We start from the raw sequence: 16,881 nt of genomic DNA on the forward strand, positions 1-16,881 counted from the left end.
GATCCGATCGGCGGCAGGCGGGACAGGGAGCCGTCCGGGCCGGTGGACAAGTGGAGGTAGCCGAAGGAGATCAGACGGATCGGGGGCAAGGAGCCTCCTGCTCGGTGGTGAATGGCGGGCACGCGCGGAGCTCCGCGCCCGGTCGGGAGGGGCGGGCGCGGAGCTGCGGGGTGGGGCTACAGGGCGGTGGTGTTGGTGACCACGAGGAACTTGATCCTCTGGACAACCTCACCCGGAAGCTCCTCGCGCGGCGCCACGGACACACCACGATCGGCACCTCCTCCGACCCGCCCCGGCTCTTCCCCGGCCAGCCTCTCAGCAGCTACCACAGCTACCACCTGGGGTCCCGTCTCAGGCGGCAGGGCACCTACTCCCGTCCGGGCCGGACCTCCGCCCTGATGGGACCCGCCACTCAACTGCCCGCCGCGGTCCTCACAGAACTCCTCGGGATCAGCCGTGATACCGCCACCGCCTGGACCCACGCCAGCTGCATCAAGCGCCACCTCGGACTGGCCGGCCGGGCCGACCAGCTGTTCACCGAGGACGCCATCACGCTCGTCCACACCACCGCCCGCGGCTTTTCCCGCGCGGTCGACAACCTCTGCCCGCAAGCCCCGGTCACCACATTCGCCACCGGGAATTTCATCGTCGACGACAAAGCGGTTCAGTCCGCCGTCACCGAGATCCTCGACTGATCCGCGGGTTCCGTAGGCGGATTGGCTGCCGAGCCGGCGAAGGGCCGCTTCAGACCGCGCAAAGGAGACACGAGACCGCCGATGGTTGTCATGTCGGATCATTTGAGGAGCCAAGGTAACCAAGGAGAAGCCAGTGCAGTTGCGCAACGTCCAACTTGACGATGTCGATGCATACGTCAGGATGCGGTGCGATCCCGCCATGATGGCCGACCTCGGCGGACCGCTGCCACGCGAAGGCATGGAGGACAAAGTCCGACGAGACGTCCACAAGGCAGTGGCAGATCATGACTGGACCAAGATGATCATCCCTGACCCCGCCGCGCCTGAAGTCGTGGCAGGAACAGTGACCATATGGTCCCACGACGCCGAGGACGGGCCCATGTCGGAGATCGGATGGATGGTCCTGCCGGAATTCCAGGGACGCGGACTGGGCAAACTCGCAGTCCGCACCTTGCTCGAACAGGCACGGGACGAGGACCGCTGGGGGCTCGTGCACGCATTTCCGGCAACGAGCAACGGCCCTTCGAACGGCATCTGCCGCTCTCTCGGCTTCCAGCTCGTCGACGAACGAAATGTGACATTCGCGGACCGAGTTCTACGAACCAATCACTGGGTCATCGACGCCAGCACTGCCCTCACGCGAAGGTGATGTCCGGACACCGGGCTGCCAGGTGACGCACAAAGCCCGCGTGAGCCGCCCCGACACCTTGCCGACCAAGACGACACCTCGCCGACGACCGCCCCGTTGGGATCACTCCCGGCGGGACATTTCGTCCTCGTTCGCCGGCATCCTCAGTGCCGCACCTGTCGGCACTTTCAGTGTCGTTCAACAAGACGGGGCCGGCGGACACGGTGGGAATGACGTTCCGCTCGGCCCGGACCGGGTCGCGGTGAGCATCTGCCGACGCCGCGCGGGTGCGTCGAGGAGACCGCCGTCGCGCCCGCCGGTCGGGAGAGGGGGACGCTCGCTGCGGGCGTGGAGGCGCTGCCGTGATCACCCAGGTCTGGCAAGTATATTTCGTAGCTCGATATATGCTCGACGTATGACAAGGCAGAACCCGTCCTTGACGGAACCGCAGTACTTCATCCTTGCTGCACTCATGGACGGACCGTTGCACGGTTACGGCATCATCAAGGCTGCCGAGCAGGCCACCGACGGGCGGCTCCGGATCGCTGTCGGCACCCTCTATGGCGCGCTGGAGCGGTTGGAGCGGGCCGGGCTGGTGGCCGCCGGCCATGAGGAGATCGTGGACGGGCGGGCGCGGCGTTACTACCGGCTCACGGAGGACGGCACCGAGGCGCTCGGCCGGGAGGCGCTGCGGATGCAGCAGGCGGCGGCCATCGTCATCGGACGCTCGCGCGATGTCGGGGCGGCCCCGGCATGAACCGTTTGCTGCTCTGGGCCTATCCCGAGCCCTACCGTTCCCGGCAGGGTGAGGAGTTGCTGGCCTGCCTGGCCGAGGCGTATCCCGGCCGTTCCTGGCCCCCGCCGCGGGAGGTCGTCGCCTTGGCGCGTGCCGGGGCGCAGGCCCGCGCCCGTGCCGTCGTCGACGACACGGCCCGGCCGTGGTGGCTGGACGGCATCCATCTGACCGCTCTCGTCCTTGCCGCGCTGGCGCTGGTGCCGTACCTGCAGGATGTGTGGCACTGGGGACTGCGCATCGATCCCGGCGGGCATGCCATCGCCTTCCACTTCTCCGGCTGGTTCCCGTGGGCGCAAGGTCCCGGCACGCGGACCCGGCTCCTGCCCTACGGGCTGCTTCCGCTGGCCTGCCTGATCGCCCTGCTGCGTGGCAAGCCGTGGATCGCCCTGCCGGCCGCAGCCGCGATGGTCTGCGCCGGTGCCACGTTCAACAGCAATACGCTCTTCGGCGACGAGGGCAAGGTGGGCCTGGGCTACTACGGGCTGGGCGCCCCGATAACGGCCCATGACCTGGTGCTGTCCGGGGCACTGTGCACCGCATGCGCCGTGTTGGCGGCCTGCCGTCCCACCCGGCTGCGGCGCCGCTCGTACCGCTGGCTGGTCCCCGTCGTGCTCGCCATGTCCGTGGCCGGGGGACTGCACATCATCTCCATCAGTCCGGCCTTCCAACGCGGCATGTTCGCACTCGAAGTCGCTGCGCTGATCGCCGCGTGGGTGGCGACGGCCGCAACCGGTGACTACCGGTGGCTGATCCCCGTCGTGACGTTCGCGTTCATCCGCACACAGGCGATCGTCATCCAGCCGAACTGGTTCATGCAGTCCCTGCCGGACCTGGTTGTCCTTCTCCTCCTCATCGCTCCCCTCCCGGTCCTGGTGATCGCCGCCCAGCGCCGGCAGAGCCGGGCGCTCCTCGATTAGGAGCAGACCACCGGCGGGCCGACCGGACCTGCCGTCCCACCTCGCGCCCGAAGCGGCGCGTGACCGCACTGCTCCCGCACGAAGACAGAGAAAACGATGACTCAGCAAGATCCCTCGACCCTGCCCACGCACCCGGACCCCGGCCAGGACCCGGGCACCACGGCCGAACCCAGCCCTGCGCGGGCGGTACGGCTACGAGTCCCGGCTCCGCTGTGCCTCGTGGGGTTGTTCCTGGTGGTCTACCTGATCGCTGTCTGCACCCCGTTCGGGCAACGGGCGGAGAACGCCCTGCTCAGCGGATACGACGCCAAACCGGCATGGATCTACGACTGGTCGGGGGCGGTCTACGGTTCATCGGCCATGCCGCCGCTGGAACAGACCGCCATGCCCACGCTGCTCGTGGGCATCGCGGTCATCGCGGCCGTCACTCTGGTGCGGAGGTGTTGGTGGCAAGGCTGCGCGGCGACCGGGATCGTCGTGGTCACGCTCGGGAGCAAGGAACTCACCAGGATGATCCTGCCCCGCCCCGATCTGGTGGACGCGCACGTCTCGCTCATCGAGCCGAGCTTCCCCAGCGGACACGTGGCCATCCCCGCCGGGCTGGCCCTCGGCGCCACCCTCATCGCTTCCCCCCGCATCCGCCCCTACGCCACCGCGGCCGGCATGCTGTGGCTCGCCGTCACCGCCGGCGCCGTCCAGGCCACCTACCACCACCGGCCCAGCGACGTACTGGGCTCCACACTGCTGGCCTGCGCCTGCTACTGCCTCGCGGCCCGGCTGCTGCCACCCGTCGCCGCACCAGACGTCACGCGCCGCCCTCGCGCGCTGCCGGCGGTCGCCCTGGCACTGTCAGCGGCCGGCGCGCTCCTCGCCGGCGCGCGGGACGACTCCGTCACACAATCGCTGGTCTTTGCAGCAGCGGCCTTCCTGTGCGCGACCCTGTTCTGGTTCACCACAGCGGAGGGGCCCGCACACACCGCACGCCGCACACGCCCCGCACTGGGGTGACCACCCGGCCGACTCCGGGCGGGAACCGACGCATCCTGGCGAAGCGGCGGTCCGACTTCACCGCCCAGTCGAGAAGCCGTCGACGCCCGTGCGGGGATGCGCTCCCGCCCGGCGTGTCCTCCCGTGGTCCGGTCAACAGGCCTGTGGCGACCGCCTGCGCATCCGATGGCGATGCTGCGGGGTCCGGCGGGCAGAGTCGCGCGGTCAGCGAGGTTGGCGAGCAGTTCGTGGGCGCCGGGGGTGTTGAGGACGACGCCCTGGCCGCGGGGGCGGAAGCCGTCCAGGTCAACGATGTCCCGGACGGCGGCCGCGTCGCGGAGCCGGTCACGGACATCCTCGATGTGGTCGGCGGCGGGCGGGACGGAGGAGCCGTGCGGGCCGGTGCCGGTAGCCGAACGAGATCAGGCGGATCGGGTGCAAGGAGGTCTCCTGCTCGGGATGAAGGGTGGGAACGTGCGGAGCGCCGGGCCGGGAAGGGCGGGGTACGGTGCTCGGGGTGGTGCTACCGGGTGGTGGTGTCGGTGACCACGAGGAAGCCTTCGACCCTGAAGGGCTTGGTTTCCATCAGCTCGTCTCCGCCAGGTTCGCCGTGCGGTGGGCGGCGTCGTACTGTCCGGCCGTGTGCGCGGCGAGCGCGGCGTCGTACACCTCGTGCGCGCGGCGCGGGGCCGTGGTGGGGGAGTCCGCCTCACCGGTGAAGACGTGCAGCGCCCGGCGGGCCGGGTCGGCGGTGTTGTGTATCGGGACGTCTGCCTCGTAGAACTTGCCGTTCGACACCACGGCCCATCTCCTCTCCTGCTCCGTTGAGTTGAGGGTCCACTGCGACCGCCCCGAGCCGGCGGGTGCGAGTGCGGGTGCGAGTCCGGGGCGGCACAGTGCGCTCAACTCAGGCAGGTATCAGCAGACCGTCGCAATGCCGTCGCGCAGGTGGGTGCGCGCCCAGGCCAGAAGCGAGGGCTGGTCACCGTCTGGGCCGGTCAGTGCGTCGGTGGCTCGCACCGAGGCTCGCGCTGGCGGTGGGGCAGCTGCGGGTGCTCGACGGGGACTCCCCGACCAGGCGTTCATGGCGGGCCTCGCCGAGCACAACCTGAAACAGGCCCTGGAACTGGTCGACGTCTGAAATCCCGGAGAACTGGCAGCCATCAGGCATTAACGGGCCCCACCTGCGCGTTTGGCGCTGATAGGGGGCCCGCTTCGAGCGACTGGGCGGTCTTGGGGCCGTCAGTTCGCATTCTCGATCGCTTGTCGGGCTGCGGCTGTGAAGGCGGTACGTCTGAACAAGCGCATCGTGAAATTTGGGCCCTGCTCGGGATCGCACAGTTCCACAGCCTTCCGACTGTCGCCGACGTTGTCTCCCAGTACCCGCAGGATGACCTCGAACTCCGCATTTGCGCGGAAGTAGAGCTCAGCTGCCTCCGTATCGATGGACGGCGGGCCGTGCAGGCCGGCAACGTGGAGGGCCTGGTCGAGTCGCTTGAGAGCCGATAGGCCTTCGCCGACCTCCGGGGCCCATCGGGTCGGCCACGTTTTGCGGCGGTACAAGCCTCCACATCGCGTCGATCGCAAACCACGCTTCTGTCGATGCGGAGAGCGAGCCGGCATACGCCGTACGACGTGCCTCCTCACGGGCACGCAGTCGTTCAACTGCAGCCTGCCGACGCTGCAACCGGAGGGTGATGGCCCTGGTCAAGCCAGCCGCGAAGAGTGTGGAGAGCGCCGTGATCAAGGCGACTGCGACAGTGTCTCTTGCATGGCGTCAGTCTTCCGTATCTGAAGGCGACTTGACGCTCCAACGGAACATATGATCGACGGCCTTCCTCGTATGTTCCTGACTGAACGGCATGAGGTGCGCGTACACCCGAAGCGTCAGCGCCGGGTCGGTGTGCCCCAGGTACTGGCTGACGGCCTTGATGCTCTCCCCGGCGTCCAGCAGAACGGACGCGTAGAAGTACCTCAGCGTGTGCATGCCGTGCTCGCGTGCCGATGCGCGCTTGCTGTCGGGCCCGGCGTCGGGGATGTGGGCCAGCGGCCGTAAGCGCGGGCTTCCACTCCTGGATGTTGAAACAGTACGTGAGACAGGCGGAGCGGACACTCACTCTCCGGAATGCCCGCTGCCACGTCCGTGAGCAGGCAACCCGAAACCGAATCCGAGCGGTGAGGTCAGATCACCGTCAGTCGTGATCACCCACAGTGCCCTCGCCGGATCAGAGGGTCCAGTCGGCTCTTGCTCAAAACGCTGGACGTGACACAGAGGTCGCCGGAGACGAGAGCCCGGTAGTGGCCGCGGGAAAGGACCTGGATGGGCTCTCACGTGACGGTCGGCCTTCGGGCCGGCCGAGGTCGTAGCGCTGAACGGCAGGGCGTCCTCGTTTGCATCGGTGATGTGGCGGTCGGCCCTCAGCGAGGGTCCAGCCCGCGCGTGCACGGAACGGTCACCCCCGCTGTGGGTTACCGCGCTCCGGCAGGAGAGCGAACGACGAGCGGAGCGGCCGCGGCAATATGTACGGTCGGAAACTTGCCCACGGCCAGACCCTCTGTCCAGACTGTACTGAGGATGCCGCAGAGCGGCGTGACCTTGAGAACGCGGGCGCTTTCCCTCCGTTCTGACTGATCGCCGGGCCAGTCATCGCAGCTGGCCTGGCTGGCCCTACACGTCCTGCCCCCTCTGCTCTCCCAGAGCGGCCGAAAAGCCTTCGTGACGCTCTGTGCTTTGACACGCTGTTCGGAGCCGGTCGGATTGTTTGGACCGGCTCCGAACAGCAACCCCCCTTGGAGAGTTCGTGGACAGTAGGCTCGGCAGCGACGAGTGGATGGCGGAGAAGAGACAGCGTGCGAGCGAACGTGCGAAACATCCGCTAACCCCCTGGCCGGCCCTGAACGAAGTCCTCGACATGGAGCTCGGCCGCAAACGCTTCGCGGTTCTGGCCCTGCCTTGGGAGCCGGGCGGCGAGACACCGTTCCACATTGCACAGCGTGCAGCGAAGAGCGGCGCGAACCCCCTTTGCTTGTTCCCCAGCTGGTCACCGCACTGGGACGGCACCCTGGACGTACGGCGCCCCGCCGAGCTCCCTGACGAGGTCGACTACGACCTTGCCTCCAAGGGCAGCAAGACGGGGATGGTCATCATCGACCAGTTCTCCCGGCTCCACTGGGGGCGGGCCACCACCCACGCAGCCCGCGAAGAAGCCGTTGAGAATGCCGGTCGCGATCTCCTTTCCCTCGCCCTGCGGGCGTCCCTGCCCGTCCTGGTGGTGCTCCGCAGGACGAAGAACGCCAGCCTGAATATCGCAGACCTGCGCTCCGACGGAGCCCTTGAGTACGACTGCGACGTCTTCGCGATGGTCGACCCCGACCGTCAAACAGCAACCGCCACGCTGAAGGTTGCCAAGAGCAGGCTCGGGCCGACCGAGACCACAACCGTCGCCTGGGAGGTGCTGCCGCGCACCTACTACCAGAACACCTCGAAGGTCGTGCCGCATCAGGCCTGATCGTGTAGCTCATGCTCAGTACGCCATCGCAACGCCCAAGGGGGATCAGGACCGACACCACCACGGATCAGGCAGCTTCCGACAAGCCCAGCGTGATCAACGACCTCCTCGGAAATCTTCTCGACGACGCAGTAGGCATCGTCGAGAGTCCCGAGCGCGAATGGGAGATCGGTTGATGACGAAAAAGAAGCTCACCGTGGAAGAGCACACCACACTTGGTCAGTGCCTCGCCGCGATGCGGGATGAGCTCGCCCCCCGCAGGTTCAGTTGGCCAGCGCGTACCCGCGGACCGGCCCGGCGGCCGCGCCGGCACGCAACCTGGAGACAGCCAGGAAAGCAATCGACGAGGCACGTGGCAACCTCAAGAACCGGCTGAAATCGTGCTTCCTGAGCCAACCGGCAGGCGTCGGCGGCGCGGTGCTTCCCTGCTTCATGAGCGCCGCCCGCCGAACTCCCAGTGGTGCACCTCGATGTCGGCGTACCTGTCCGGAGTAAGGACGGCGCGTGCCGTGTCCGGGTTCGGAGCACTGAGCAGCACGGCTGTACCCAGCCAGGTGTCGCCGTCGTCGGCCAGCAGTGGCCCGAACGCGATCAGTTCGTCCCGGTCGGGCGGTGGGACGAGGTCGGCAGGCTGACCCGAGCCGAGGCCGAGTACCAGGTACCGGTTGTCGCCGGCCGGGCCACCCGGGAAGTCCCACATGGTGCGTCCCAGCATGTTGTGCCACCGGCGCAGCAGCACATCACGGTACGCACCGGCCTGGTAGTTGGGCTCGTTGAAGGCGAACGCGCGGGCAGCAGCGGGATCCGGCAGGTCGACGATGTGTACGCTGCCGGTGGGCGTTTCGCCGTCGGCGGCGAAGACCGGGCCGCGAGCGATCATCTCCTTGGCGTACTGGTCCATGTACGACCAGTGCTCTTGCAGCAGCTCGTTGCGGAGGGTGAGGGAGTCGGGCCGGTCGCGGTGGTAGCAGAAGAACTCCATGCCCATGACCTTCTCCAACGTACGGCAGCACTTCAAGAGGCTTTCGCGACGATGACCGCACGCTCCGCAGGCGGGGTCCTTCCCTAAGACGGCCGTCACGAAGCGTGGCCACACCCAAGCAGCGGACTCTTCCCACGGGTTCCATGGTTGATTCGTCCCGACAGTGCCTGCTGGCGGCTCTGGGCGAACGAGAAACGAGCGACATGCGGGAAGTCTTGTCGGCGTCCCTGGGGCGGACTCCTGCAGAGGGAGAGGTGAGCGCTGCGCGGAAAGCCGCTCGCCAGATCGCTGAAGACCGGGGATGCGGTGTTGATGACTCTGTATCCCGAGCAGGCCGATGGTAAGCAGCAGGGACGCCACGCGGTCCTGCACCTGACCGTGGACCACCGCGTCATCAAAGAGCTGCCGTGCCGGGTGGAGTTCGCCACGGAGAAGTGGGATGCCCTCATCAATGAGGGCATGAAGCTCACTCAGAAGAAGGTCGAGAGCGATCCGATGCTCTCTCGCCCCCTGCCGGGTTGGAAGAACACCGAGCACCGAGGCCCGAGCACAAAACTGAACTGCCTCTATCGGAGGCAGATGCCTGGGGCGAGCAGGTGCGCTTCATCTACAGGAGCAGGGGCGTCGGGCTACTCACTCCAGCCGGATGCACCTCCAAGCCGCCGTCGGCATTCATCAACTGTTCCTGGCCCATGCAGGCGTCGAGATGCAGGGTGAGGGACGTGCCGGAGCCGGTCAGTGAGGCGATGCCGAAGGGGTGCGCGCACAGATCCGGAGTGGTGCCCAGTTGCTCGAGGACCCGACTGTCCAGCCGCATCTGCGCCAGCAAGGCCGCGGGTGCCGGGTGGCGGGTTCGAAGGCCGGCGCGGCGGGACTGCCCGCTGCACTCGGCCCAGTAGCGGAGTTTGCGGGACTCCCACGAGGAGTGGCTGCTCACGACAGTGCCTTCCTGACGTGCCCGTCCCGATCCCGCACGCCGATGAGCACTGACGAGCAGCTGTGTGATCTCGGTGGTGCAGGCCGGTGCAAGGCCACGCTCCTTGCGTTCCATACGCCGGATCGGGTGGCGGTCGGAACGTGGCCCGCCTCGGGCCGTGCCCGTCCATCATTCAGCGGACCCGGGGGCCAGGGCGGACGACACTGTCGCGGATTCACTCGGACGAGTGTTGTACCTCGAGCCTCGGCCTGCCCCGGCTAGGTGAGGGGGCAGGTGAGTGGGAGGACCCGCTCGGTCAGCCGGCCAGTGAGACGGGTGGTGGTGAAGGCGGGTTCGGTGAGCCAGTCTGCTGCGGCCAGCTGGTCGGCCAGAGGAGTCAGTTCGCCGGGGTCGACGGCGCACCAGGAGGCGAGGTGGTCCAGGTCGATGCCCTGGCCGCCGGGGCCCAGCCGTCCGTCAGGGGAGCTGTGGGTGGCCAGGACCAGGGCGAGCAGCCGGGGGCCGGCGCCTGCTTTGGTCTTGCGGAGTTTCTTGTCCGAGACGACTTTCTGGGCCCACCCGGAGAGCTTGGGCCGCAGCTTCTTGCCGAACGTGAACAGTTCCGAACCGCCATCGCCGGGAACCATGGAGGAGACGGTGATGAGGGTGGGGCTCTCAGGTCGGGAAGCAAGCAGGTCACCGGGGGTGCCGGGAAGGCGTAGCCAGCCGGAGTCGGCCAGCTGTGCGACCAGGTCCTCCGGCTCGCTCAGGCCCAGGCCGGTGAGGTCCTGGCCGACGAGGTTGCCCGTGCCGGTGCGCGCGGTGCGCAGAGTCAGCATCACCACCAGCAGCCGCGCCTCCGGCCCGGGCAGCGGGGAGGTGTCGGTGACGTGGGCCAGGACGGACCGGGCGTGGGCCCACTGGGCGGGGCCGGACAACAGGCGGGCCACGGCCGGGGTGTTGCTGTCCGGGTCGGTGCTGCTCGTGGCCAGGCCGGTGCGCTGCTGGTGCTGGAGGCGGGCGGCGGTGGCAGCCTGCTCGGCACGCTGGGCGTCCAGTCCCAGGCGGGTGTCACCGGTGGCCTCGGCCCAGGCCGCGAAGGCGCTCGCCTTGCGGGTGTGGAGGTCGGCCAGGAGCGCCAGGTCGGGTTGGTCGCGCTCTTGGTAGGCGCGGAAGAGGTCACCGAGTTCGATCAGTTCGTCCCGCAGGGAGATGGGGCGCAGACTGTGCGGGATGACGCGCTGGGCGATCTTCACCTGCGGTGGGCGGCGCCGCACGGGCGCGGAGCGAGGAGTCGGCACCCCGGCTGCGACCTGGTGGTCGGAGAACTGCGGCGTGCCCGCGCCCGGGGCTGCGGGGGCCGGGCGTTCGGAGAGCCGGGACCCGGGGGCCTGGGAGGTGGCCGCGGTCTTCGCTCCGGGTGTGGCGGCCGCACACCGCGAGCAACACTCCATGGCCTGCCACCAGCGTCCTCCCCGGTCGGTGACCACGGCCAGGACGACCGGTCCGCCGCACCGCCAGGGTTCGGCACGCGCATGCCGACCGGTGTCGGGCAGATGGGTGTGGCAGCCCTCGGCCCTGCACGCGCAGTGCGCCCCGGTCCTGGGGGCGTTGGCGGCGCGCAGGTGGGCCTTGAGGTGGGCGACCGCGGCAGCACGGCCGGCGGTCGCGGACGGCAGACGCTGCTCGGCACATGCGGGGCGGCTGCACGAGATGCGCACCGCCGCACTGCCCCGGCCGGCGGCGTCCAGACGCACTGTCCACCGGCGCCCCGGCACCCGCTCGTCCAGCTCGCTCCCCGCGGCCTGTGTCATCCCGATCTTCCTCCTCGTTTCCGTGTCCCCGACTGCCACCCGCTGCCTGCCATGGCAGATGGCGCGCGGCGGGCCCAGCGTATGCGGCTCACCGAGCCAGTAGGGGCGCCTGCGACGTGCATGTCGATGACTGATCCATCGCGTGGTATTCGGCCAGGTCCGATGGCTTTGTGCCATTCGTCGGCAACCCGCCACCAACATGGCTGAGGTCCGGCTACACAAGAAGGCGGGGTGGCACGTAGCGGCCTCATCTGTGTGTAGGCCGGTCGTGCGGGAGGTCTGGCGGTTGCTGACTATCAACGTAGCTGTGCTGCTTGCCGTCGTCGTCTTCTTCCGGCTGCGTCGGCGTACGGAGGCCCGCAGCCGCTTCGACGAGAAGATGACGGTGGTCATCGTCCTGGCACTCGGGATCCTCCTGGCTCCCACCCCGGTGGGCCAGGGCGTCCTGACCTTCCTGGGACAGGTCGCGAGCGGCGTGACACAGGCCAGCCGGTGAGCCCCCGTAGGCGTCGGCCCGCGGCCACCAGGCGCACAGCGGCGCGGCGGCGTACCCGCGGGCGCGGCCGACGGCAGCGTGCAAATGACCGGCTGGTCGGGCCCCTCGTGGCCGCGGTTCTGGCCGTCGCCCTGGTGGTGGCCGTGGTCAACTGGCTGCTGGTCCACTGGTGGGTCCTGGTTGCCATCGGTGTCCTTGCGGTGCTGGCCGGTGGCGTCTGGTTCCACCAGAAGCAGCAGCGAGCCCGGTGGGAAGCGGTCCGTACGCAAGGCCTGCGCTACGGGCTGACGCAGCTGGACGGCCTGCACCACGCCCGGTTCGAGGACGCGGTGCGGGAGCTGATGCACCGTGACGGCTGCCAGGACGCGGTCCGCGTCGGAGGCGGCGGCGACCTGGGCGCCGACGTGAAGGCCACCGACCCCTACGGACGGCGCTGGGTCATCCAGTGCAAACACCGCCGCAACGGCCTCGCCGGGTCCGCCGTGGGCAGCCCGGATCTTCAGGTACTCAACGGCACCGCCCGCCAGGTCCACGGCGCCGACGTCGCGGTGATCGTCACCAACGGCCGCGTCACGGCGCCGGCCGTCGCCTTCGCCAAGCAGCAGCGTCTCCATGTCGTCGACCGCCACACACTCGGTGTGTGGGCGGCCGGCTCACGACCCTTGTGGGAACTGCTCCGGGCCGTCCCACCGCCCCGCAAGCCGACCTCGCTCTCCTGAAGCCGCGCGCCGGCGCCCTCGTGCGCCCTGCCCTTCCTGACTGTTCGAGACGTCGACGGCGCCCGGACGTTCGCCTGCATGCTCCACCTCGCCGACCACCCGGAAGGCGCCGTGTTCTGGTGGCAGCTCGCCGCCGACGCCGGGCGCCGGAGGTACGGCCCGGCCGGGCGGCGCTCGTCGAACCGGTATGACCATGGCGCCCGCTTATGTCGTCCTTACGAGGAGGCTGCGGAGGCTCGGCCCGAGTCGATCTGGACAAGCGGAACAGGACTGCAGGCTGTGCTACTAGCAGGAGATGTAGTCGAGCACTGCCGACGTCGGTTCACCGGCATGGAATCCGCTGAAGTTGACGGCCTTGCCACTCCCGCCGGCCCACGGAGAGTCCCACCAGCCGTCGGTGAAGTACACACGGACGTAGGGGCAGCGGCCGTCGGCCTTGGTGTCGTTTCAGCAGGGGACAGAAGTCGCCTCGTGGACGGGCGGCATGAGCCCGATGTCCGCAGACTGAACCCCGTCAGCTCCGCGCACAAATGTGTGTCCAGGCGTGAGGTGCCGGCCCCTCACGAGCAATCGGGGTGTCGTTGGACGCGGGAACGTCATCGGGTTGGCCATGAGAAGTGTCAGTAGCCGCCCGATGCCGCCTGACATCGCAGAGCTGTGTCAGTGGTGGATGGCAGCATCGGGCGCATGACGAATACGACACCGTCCGACTGGCGGCCGTTCCTGCTCGGATGGAGCGAGGAGTGGTCGGATTCCCTGCCCGATGATGAGACGCGGAGTGAGAGGGACGAAGCCGCCCGGCGGGTTCGGTGGTTGGGGTTCCCGCCTGCGTCCGAGGAGCGGATCGCAGCCATGGAGGAGCGCCTCGGCCGACGGATGCCCCCGTCGTACCGGGAATTCCTCAAGGTCAGCGACGGGTGGCAGCACGCCGGCGGGTTCATCTGGCTGCTGGCGGGGACCACGGACGCGCGCTGGCACAACAACGAGTCCGGGCTCGCGGACGTGTTCGAGGAGTACCTGGACGACGACGCCGGACCCGACGAGCGGCGGGAAGCGGACATCTGGCGGCGCGGGCTTCAGCTCGACGTCGAGTCCGACATCACCCACGTCCTCCTGGATCCCGAGGACGTGGACGAGGATGGCGAGTGGGCCGTGTACACGTGGGCGAGCTGGCGGGCCGCGCCACCCGAGCGGTACGCGAACTTCGTCGAGTTCATGCGGGGCATGTACCAGGAGTTCCACAGCCTGCGGGCACGCCCGGCCGACGGGGAGCCGGAGTTCGCCAACGACACGACGCGAGAGCTGGACGCCCGGATGGAGCAGGCCCGGCTGGAGGCGCTGCGCGGCGACTGGGAACGGGCCGGGCACGCGCTGGACGAGGCAAAGGAGTACGGCAGACCGCGGGCCGCCGGGCTGGGTGACCAGATACGCCGTCTGCTCGGACAGACCTGCATGGTGTACTTCGAGGATGTGGTGACCGACCCGCAGTACGCGCCCGAGCTGCTGCCAGTGCTGGTCGCCGGGCACGCGGCGCGCTCGTACGGGGACGACTCCACGCTGATGTTCCACCTGCGGGGAGCCGGTGACGACGTGGTGTCGCCGGCCTGCGCGACGCTGGAGCAGGTACGCAACGGCACGTACCGGTACACGGCGGCCGGACCGTTCGGGGAAGCGGTGGAACGGGCACGGGAGCTGGCGCGGTGGGGCAACACCGACGGGGCATGGCGGACGCTGATGGACGCTCTGCCGGTATGGCAGCCGCTGGGACCCGACCACCTGGCGCCGCTGGGGTGGGTGGCCGACCCCCTGCTCGGACCCCTGCTGACCCCGGAACGGGGCCGCGAGCTGCTGTCCACCCCCAGGGGCGGGCAGGTGGGTGAGGCACCGAGCCCGACGGCCGGCCTCGACCCGGACAACCTGGCGTGGCTCGCGGACCCGGACTCCCACGACAACCTCACGTCCTACCGGTTCGTCCTGGTCGAAGGCGTGAAGCCAAAGGACTTGCCCGGACGACTCGCGGACGGGAACGAGGCAGCGCTGGACGATCCCATGACTTGCGACGAAGCGCGCCACCGATTGCTCCGCGGACAGAGGGAGTTCTCGTCCTACGAGGACAAGGCCCTCATGGCGGTCGGCCGGGCCGGCACTCGTTGGAGCTTCGCCTTCGACAGCGACCCTGCGCATTTCGACCCGCAGCGGTTCGTCTCCCCGGCTGCGGCCGCCAGCGCGGGCACCCGCGCGGTGGTCGTGTGGAGCGGTCTGAGGACCTGGCGCGGGGAACCGTTCTTCCACCTCTCCGTAGCGCAGGACGGTGCCGAGCAGTACGCCTTCACGTACGCGGACGGAGAGATACGCCGAACCGGGGAGATACCACGGGCACTGGACCCGGACCGGTTCTTCGGCTCCCAGGAGGAGAGCACCGAGGCGGAACGGTCGCTACTGGAAGCCATGACCGCCGAGTTCGGTGTCCAACTGCCGCGCTACGCGATCACGGACGGACGGCTGCACACGTTCACCACCCGCTCATGGACACGGCCGCCGGGAAACGGGGAGACGTACGCCGTGATCAGCATGAACTGGGATGCCGCGCGCTGACGGACAGAGACCTGCGTCGGGTCGACGCCCGCCCGGGGACGGTCCACGCCCTGACCGACGCGGACACCCCGGCCGGGACCGCGGCCTTCCTCTACCCACTGGCGCCGATGGGATCCCCACCCTCCTCGGCGGCGGAGTGTATGCCCGACACCTCCGCCGCCGTCGCCGGTGTCCGCACCGTCCAGTCCGAAGGGGCCACAATCGGCTTCTCCCGCGCGGCGGGCCACAAGCAACAGGTGGCCTTCATGCGGCGTGGGGGAGGGCTCACCCGGCGCCCCGGTCGAGTTGGACGGGGATGCGGGGGACCGACAGCTCTCTGAGGTCGGGGACGTGGTTGTAGAGGGTGCCGACGGAGACGCCGAGGAGCTTGGCGATCGTCTCGATGTTGTCGTCAGGATTGGGCAGCATGTCGCGGGCGGCGCGCAGCAGCTGCTCGTTGACGACGGTGGGCCGGCCGCCGACGCGGCCGCGGGCCCGCGCGGCTGCCAGGCCCTCGTTGGTGCCCCAGCGGTGCCAACCGCTGGACCAGGCAGTCGTAGGCGGTCTCCGCGGTCTTCGGATCAGCCATGACCGCAGCATGGGCAGCGCCCCGAGAGGAGACGGAGGTGGCCGCCATCGTGCTCGACTGCCGAGAGAGCGGTCCAGTTGGCGGGCTGAGTCGAAGTGGTCAGCAGCACCTGCCGACAGAGGTCGCAGGACCAGTTGTTAGATATTTAGCCAAGGTGCTAAATATTAGGTATGACAGAAGCTCAGGACGAGGCGGGAGCCTTCCGTGCTCTCGCCGATCCGACGAGGCGCCAAATCCTCGAGGACCTCAGAGACGGCGAGCTCGCGGCCGGGGAGATCGCAGCCAGGTTCGCGATCAGCGCGCCCTCCATCTCACGACATCTCGGCGTGCTCAAGGGAGCTGGGCTGGTCACCGAACGGCGCGAAGGCAACCGGATCCTCTACACGCTGGCCGAGGATCGCCTGGCCACCTGCATCGGCCGGTTCCTCAGCGCCGTCTGCCCCGAGCAGATCGTGCTTCGCCACACCAAATGGCGCCCCGGGGCGCAGAGCGAGGGATCATGATGCAGCCGCGACTGTCCAGCGTCATTGAACGACGGCTGCTGGTGAACTATCGAGTCGCCCCGGATGTCGCGGCACGCCTGCTCCCCGGGCCGCTGCGCCCGCAACTGGTGCACGGCTACGCGGTCGCGGGCATCTGCCTGCTGCGCCTGGGAAGGGTCCGGCCCGCCTGGACGCCCAAGGTGTTCGGACTGCGGAGCGAGAACGTGGCACATCGGATCGCCGTCGAATGGGACGGGCCGTTCGGCGTCGAGACCGGGGTCTACATCCCGCGGCGCGACACTGCCTCGCGGCTGAACGCCTGGGCCGGAGGCCGCCTTTTCCCCGGTGAACACGGTCGCGCCGACTTCGAGGTACACGAGGGGCCCGGTCAGATGCGCGTCGCACTGGCGACATGGGATGGCGATACCCGAGTGGATATCACCGTCGAGCAGTCCGACGAGCTGCGAGGCAGCGAGCTCTTCGCCGATCTTGCCGAGGCTTCCCGCTTCTTCCGGAACGGGTCAAAGGGCTTCTCGGCCACCAGCTCTGGCCGTCACCTGGACGGTATGGAACTGCGGACCAACGTCTGGCACGTGGAAGCCGGCCGGGTCCGCTCCGCCGGGTCGTCCTTCTTCGACGACTCGGACCGCTTCCCGCCGGGGAGTGCGACCCTGGACTGCGCTCTGGTCATGCGTGACATTCCCGCCAGTTGGCGGCCACTCCCGGCCATGGCTTCCGGGCGAGGTGCTCAACTCGCCGGCTGAAGCGTTCAGTCAC

The 16,881-nt window shown here is 68.9% G+C and carries 17 protein-coding genes and 1 pseudogene; 12 read left to right on the forward strand and 6 right to left on the reverse strand.

The features are described 5' to 3' along the window. Positions 1–170 precede the first annotated feature (170 nt). The 5 genes from ACFV8T_RS26280 to ACFV8T_RS26300 all read left to right on the forward strand — a co-directional run bounded on the left by ACFV8T_RS26280 (position 171) and on the right by ACFV8T_RS26300 (position 4,044). Positions 171–695 (forward strand): hypothetical protein, encoded by a 525-nt coding sequence (locus ACFV8T_RS26280; protein ID WP_385331846.1) that lies wholly within the window; start codon positions 171–173, stop codon positions 693–695. A gap of 133 nt (positions 696–828) precedes the next feature. Next, positions 829–1,344, forward strand: coding sequence for a GNAT family N-acetyltransferase (locus ACFV8T_RS26285; protein WP_385331849.1), 516 nt, complete (start codon positions 829–831; stop codon positions 1,342–1,344). A 394-nt stretch (positions 1,345–1,738) separates the two neighbouring features. Continuing rightward, on the forward strand, positions 1,739–2,080 hold the full coding sequence (locus tag ACFV8T_RS26290; RefSeq protein ID WP_385331852.1) for a PadR family transcriptional regulator: 342 nt from the start codon (positions 1,739–1,741) through the stop codon (positions 2,078–2,080). Continuing rightward, positions 2,077–3,036: a hypothetical protein gene (locus tag ACFV8T_RS26295; RefSeq protein ID WP_385331854.1), complete on the forward strand. Its 960-nt coding sequence runs from the start codon at positions 2,077–2,079 to the stop codon at positions 3,034–3,036. The genes ACFV8T_RS26290 and ACFV8T_RS26295 overlap by 4 nt, the downstream gene beginning before the upstream one ends. Before the next feature lie 96 nt (positions 3,037–3,132). Beyond that, positions 3,133–4,044 (forward strand): phosphatase PAP2 family protein, encoded by a 912-nt coding sequence (locus ACFV8T_RS26300; protein ID WP_385331857.1) that lies wholly within the window; start codon positions 3,133–3,135, stop codon positions 4,042–4,044. 564 nt (positions 4,045–4,608) lie between these two features. Here the strand turns inward: ACFV8T_RS26300 and ACFV8T_RS26305 are convergent. Both ACFV8T_RS26305 and ACFV8T_RS26310 read right to left on the reverse strand, forming a co-directional pair. Next, positions 4,609–4,824, reverse strand: coding sequence for a hypothetical protein (locus ACFV8T_RS26305; protein WP_385331859.1), 216 nt, complete (start codon positions 4,822–4,824; stop codon positions 4,609–4,611). A gap of 976 nt (positions 4,825–5,800) precedes the next feature. After that, positions 5,801–6,107 (reverse strand): annotated as a pseudogene (locus tag ACFV8T_RS26310) (site-specific integrase); the annotation flags it as partial. 942 nt (positions 6,108–7,049) lie between these two features. On the opposite strand from ACFV8T_RS26310, the gene ACFV8T_RS26315 reads away from it, so the two are divergent. Next, positions 7,050–7,532: a DnaB-like helicase C-terminal domain-containing protein gene (locus tag ACFV8T_RS26315; protein WP_385331862.1), complete on the forward strand. Its 483-nt coding sequence runs from the start codon at positions 7,050–7,052 to the stop codon at positions 7,530–7,532. A gap of 11 nt (positions 7,533–7,543) precedes the next feature. Next, positions 7,544–7,708: a hypothetical protein gene (locus tag ACFV8T_RS26320; protein WP_385331865.1), complete on the forward strand. Its 165-nt coding sequence runs from the start codon at positions 7,544–7,546 to the stop codon at positions 7,706–7,708. A 254-nt stretch (positions 7,709–7,962) separates the two neighbouring features. On the opposite strand, the gene ACFV8T_RS26325 is transcribed toward ACFV8T_RS26320, so the two are convergent. The 3 genes from ACFV8T_RS26325 to ACFV8T_RS26335 form a co-directional block, all read right to left on the reverse strand. Continuing rightward, entirely contained in the window at positions 7,963–8,514 is a 552-nt protein-coding gene (locus tag ACFV8T_RS26325) for a YciI family protein (RefSeq protein WP_385332187.1), read from the reverse strand. 607 nt (positions 8,515–9,121) lie between these two features. Continuing rightward, positions 9,122–9,451, reverse strand: coding sequence for a hypothetical protein (locus ACFV8T_RS26330; protein ID WP_385331868.1), 330 nt, complete (start codon positions 9,449–9,451; stop codon positions 9,122–9,124). Between the two features lie 257 nt (positions 9,452–9,708). After that, positions 9,709–11,244 carry a hypothetical protein gene (locus tag ACFV8T_RS26335; RefSeq protein WP_385331870.1) on the reverse strand — a complete coding sequence of 512 codons (1,536 nt, stop codon included), beginning with the start codon at positions 11,242–11,244 and terminating at the stop codon, positions 9,709–9,711. A gap of 286 nt (positions 11,245–11,530) precedes the next feature. Between ACFV8T_RS26335 and ACFV8T_RS26340 the strand changes: the two genes are divergently transcribed. From ACFV8T_RS26340 to ACFV8T_RS26350, 3 genes are all read left to right on the forward strand, one after another. After that, on the forward strand, positions 11,531–11,740 hold the full coding sequence (locus ACFV8T_RS26340) for a hypothetical protein (protein WP_385331873.1): 210 nt from the start codon (positions 11,531–11,533) through the stop codon (positions 11,738–11,740). 107 nt (positions 11,741–11,847) lie between these two features. Further along, positions 11,848–12,459: a restriction endonuclease gene (locus ACFV8T_RS26345; protein WP_385331876.1), complete on the forward strand. Its 612-nt coding sequence runs from the start codon at positions 11,848–11,850 to the stop codon at positions 12,457–12,459. A gap of 687 nt (positions 12,460–13,146) precedes the next feature. Next, a complete protein-coding gene (locus tag ACFV8T_RS26350; protein WP_385331879.1) occupies positions 13,147–15,054 on the forward strand; it encodes an SMI1/KNR4 family protein in 1,908 nt (635 codons plus the stop codon). A gap of 264 nt (positions 15,055–15,318) precedes the next feature. On the opposite strand, the gene ACFV8T_RS26355 is transcribed toward ACFV8T_RS26350, so the two are convergent. Continuing rightward, positions 15,319–15,633: a hypothetical protein gene (locus tag ACFV8T_RS26355; RefSeq protein WP_385331881.1), complete on the reverse strand. Its 315-nt coding sequence runs from the start codon at positions 15,631–15,633 to the stop codon at positions 15,319–15,321. A 159-nt stretch (positions 15,634–15,792) separates the two neighbouring features. Here ACFV8T_RS26355 and ACFV8T_RS26360 point away from each other — a divergent pair, with 159 nt between their 5' ends. Both ACFV8T_RS26360 and ACFV8T_RS26365 read left to right on the forward strand, forming a co-directional pair. Then, positions 15,793–16,125, forward strand: coding sequence for a metalloregulator ArsR/SmtB family transcription factor (locus ACFV8T_RS26360; protein ID WP_385331883.1), 333 nt, complete (start codon positions 15,793–15,795; stop codon positions 16,123–16,125). Beyond that, positions 16,122–16,868: a DUF2071 domain-containing protein gene (locus ACFV8T_RS26365; RefSeq protein ID WP_385331886.1), complete on the forward strand. Its 747-nt coding sequence runs from the start codon at positions 16,122–16,124 to the stop codon at positions 16,866–16,868. The genes ACFV8T_RS26360 and ACFV8T_RS26365 overlap by 4 nt, the downstream gene beginning before the upstream one ends. Positions 16,869–16,881: the final 13 nt, after the last annotated feature.

The organism is Streptomyces sp. NPDC059832 (assembly GCF_042731715.1).
GTDB lineage: Bacteria > Actinomycetota > Actinomycetes > Streptomycetales > Streptomycetaceae > Streptomyces.

Excerpts from the sequence above, each read along its gene's own strand:
- ACFV8T_RS26365 (WP_385331886.1), top strand. The coding sequence starts at position 16,122 with ATGATGCAGCCGCGACTGTCCAGCGTCATTGAACGACGGCTGCTGGTG.
- ACFV8T_RS26300 (WP_385331857.1), top strand. The coding sequence starts at position 3,133 with ATGACTCAGCAAGATCCCTCGACCCTGCCCACGCACCCGGACCCCGGC.
- ACFV8T_RS26295 (WP_385331854.1), top strand. The coding sequence starts at position 2,077 with ATGAACCGTTTGCTGCTCTGGGCCTATCCCGAGCCCTACCGTTCCCGG.
- ACFV8T_RS26360 (WP_385331883.1), top strand. The coding sequence starts at position 15,793 with ATGACAGAAGCTCAGGACGAGGCGGGAGCCTTCCGTGCTCTCGCCGAT.
- ACFV8T_RS26335 (WP_385331870.1), bottom strand. The coding sequence starts at position 11,244 with ATGACACAGGCCGCGGGGAGCGAGCTGGACGAGCGGGTGCCGGGGCGC.
- ACFV8T_RS26355 (WP_385331881.1), bottom strand. The coding sequence starts at position 15,633 with ATGCTGCGGTCATGGCTGATCCGAAGACCGCGGAGACCGCCTACGACT.
- ACFV8T_RS26350 (WP_385331879.1), top strand. The coding sequence starts at position 13,147 with ATGACGAATACGACACCGTCCGACTGGCGGCCGTTCCTGCTCGGATGG.
- ACFV8T_RS26320 (WP_385331865.1), top strand. The coding sequence starts at position 7,544 with ATGCTCAGTACGCCATCGCAACGCCCAAGGGGGATCAGGACCGACACC.
- ACFV8T_RS26325 (WP_385332187.1), bottom strand. The coding sequence starts at position 8,514 with ATGGAGTTCTTCTGCTACCACCGCGACCGGCCCGACTCCCTCACCCTC.
- ACFV8T_RS26290 (WP_385331852.1), top strand. The coding sequence starts at position 1,739 with ATGACAAGGCAGAACCCGTCCTTGACGGAACCGCAGTACTTCATCCTT.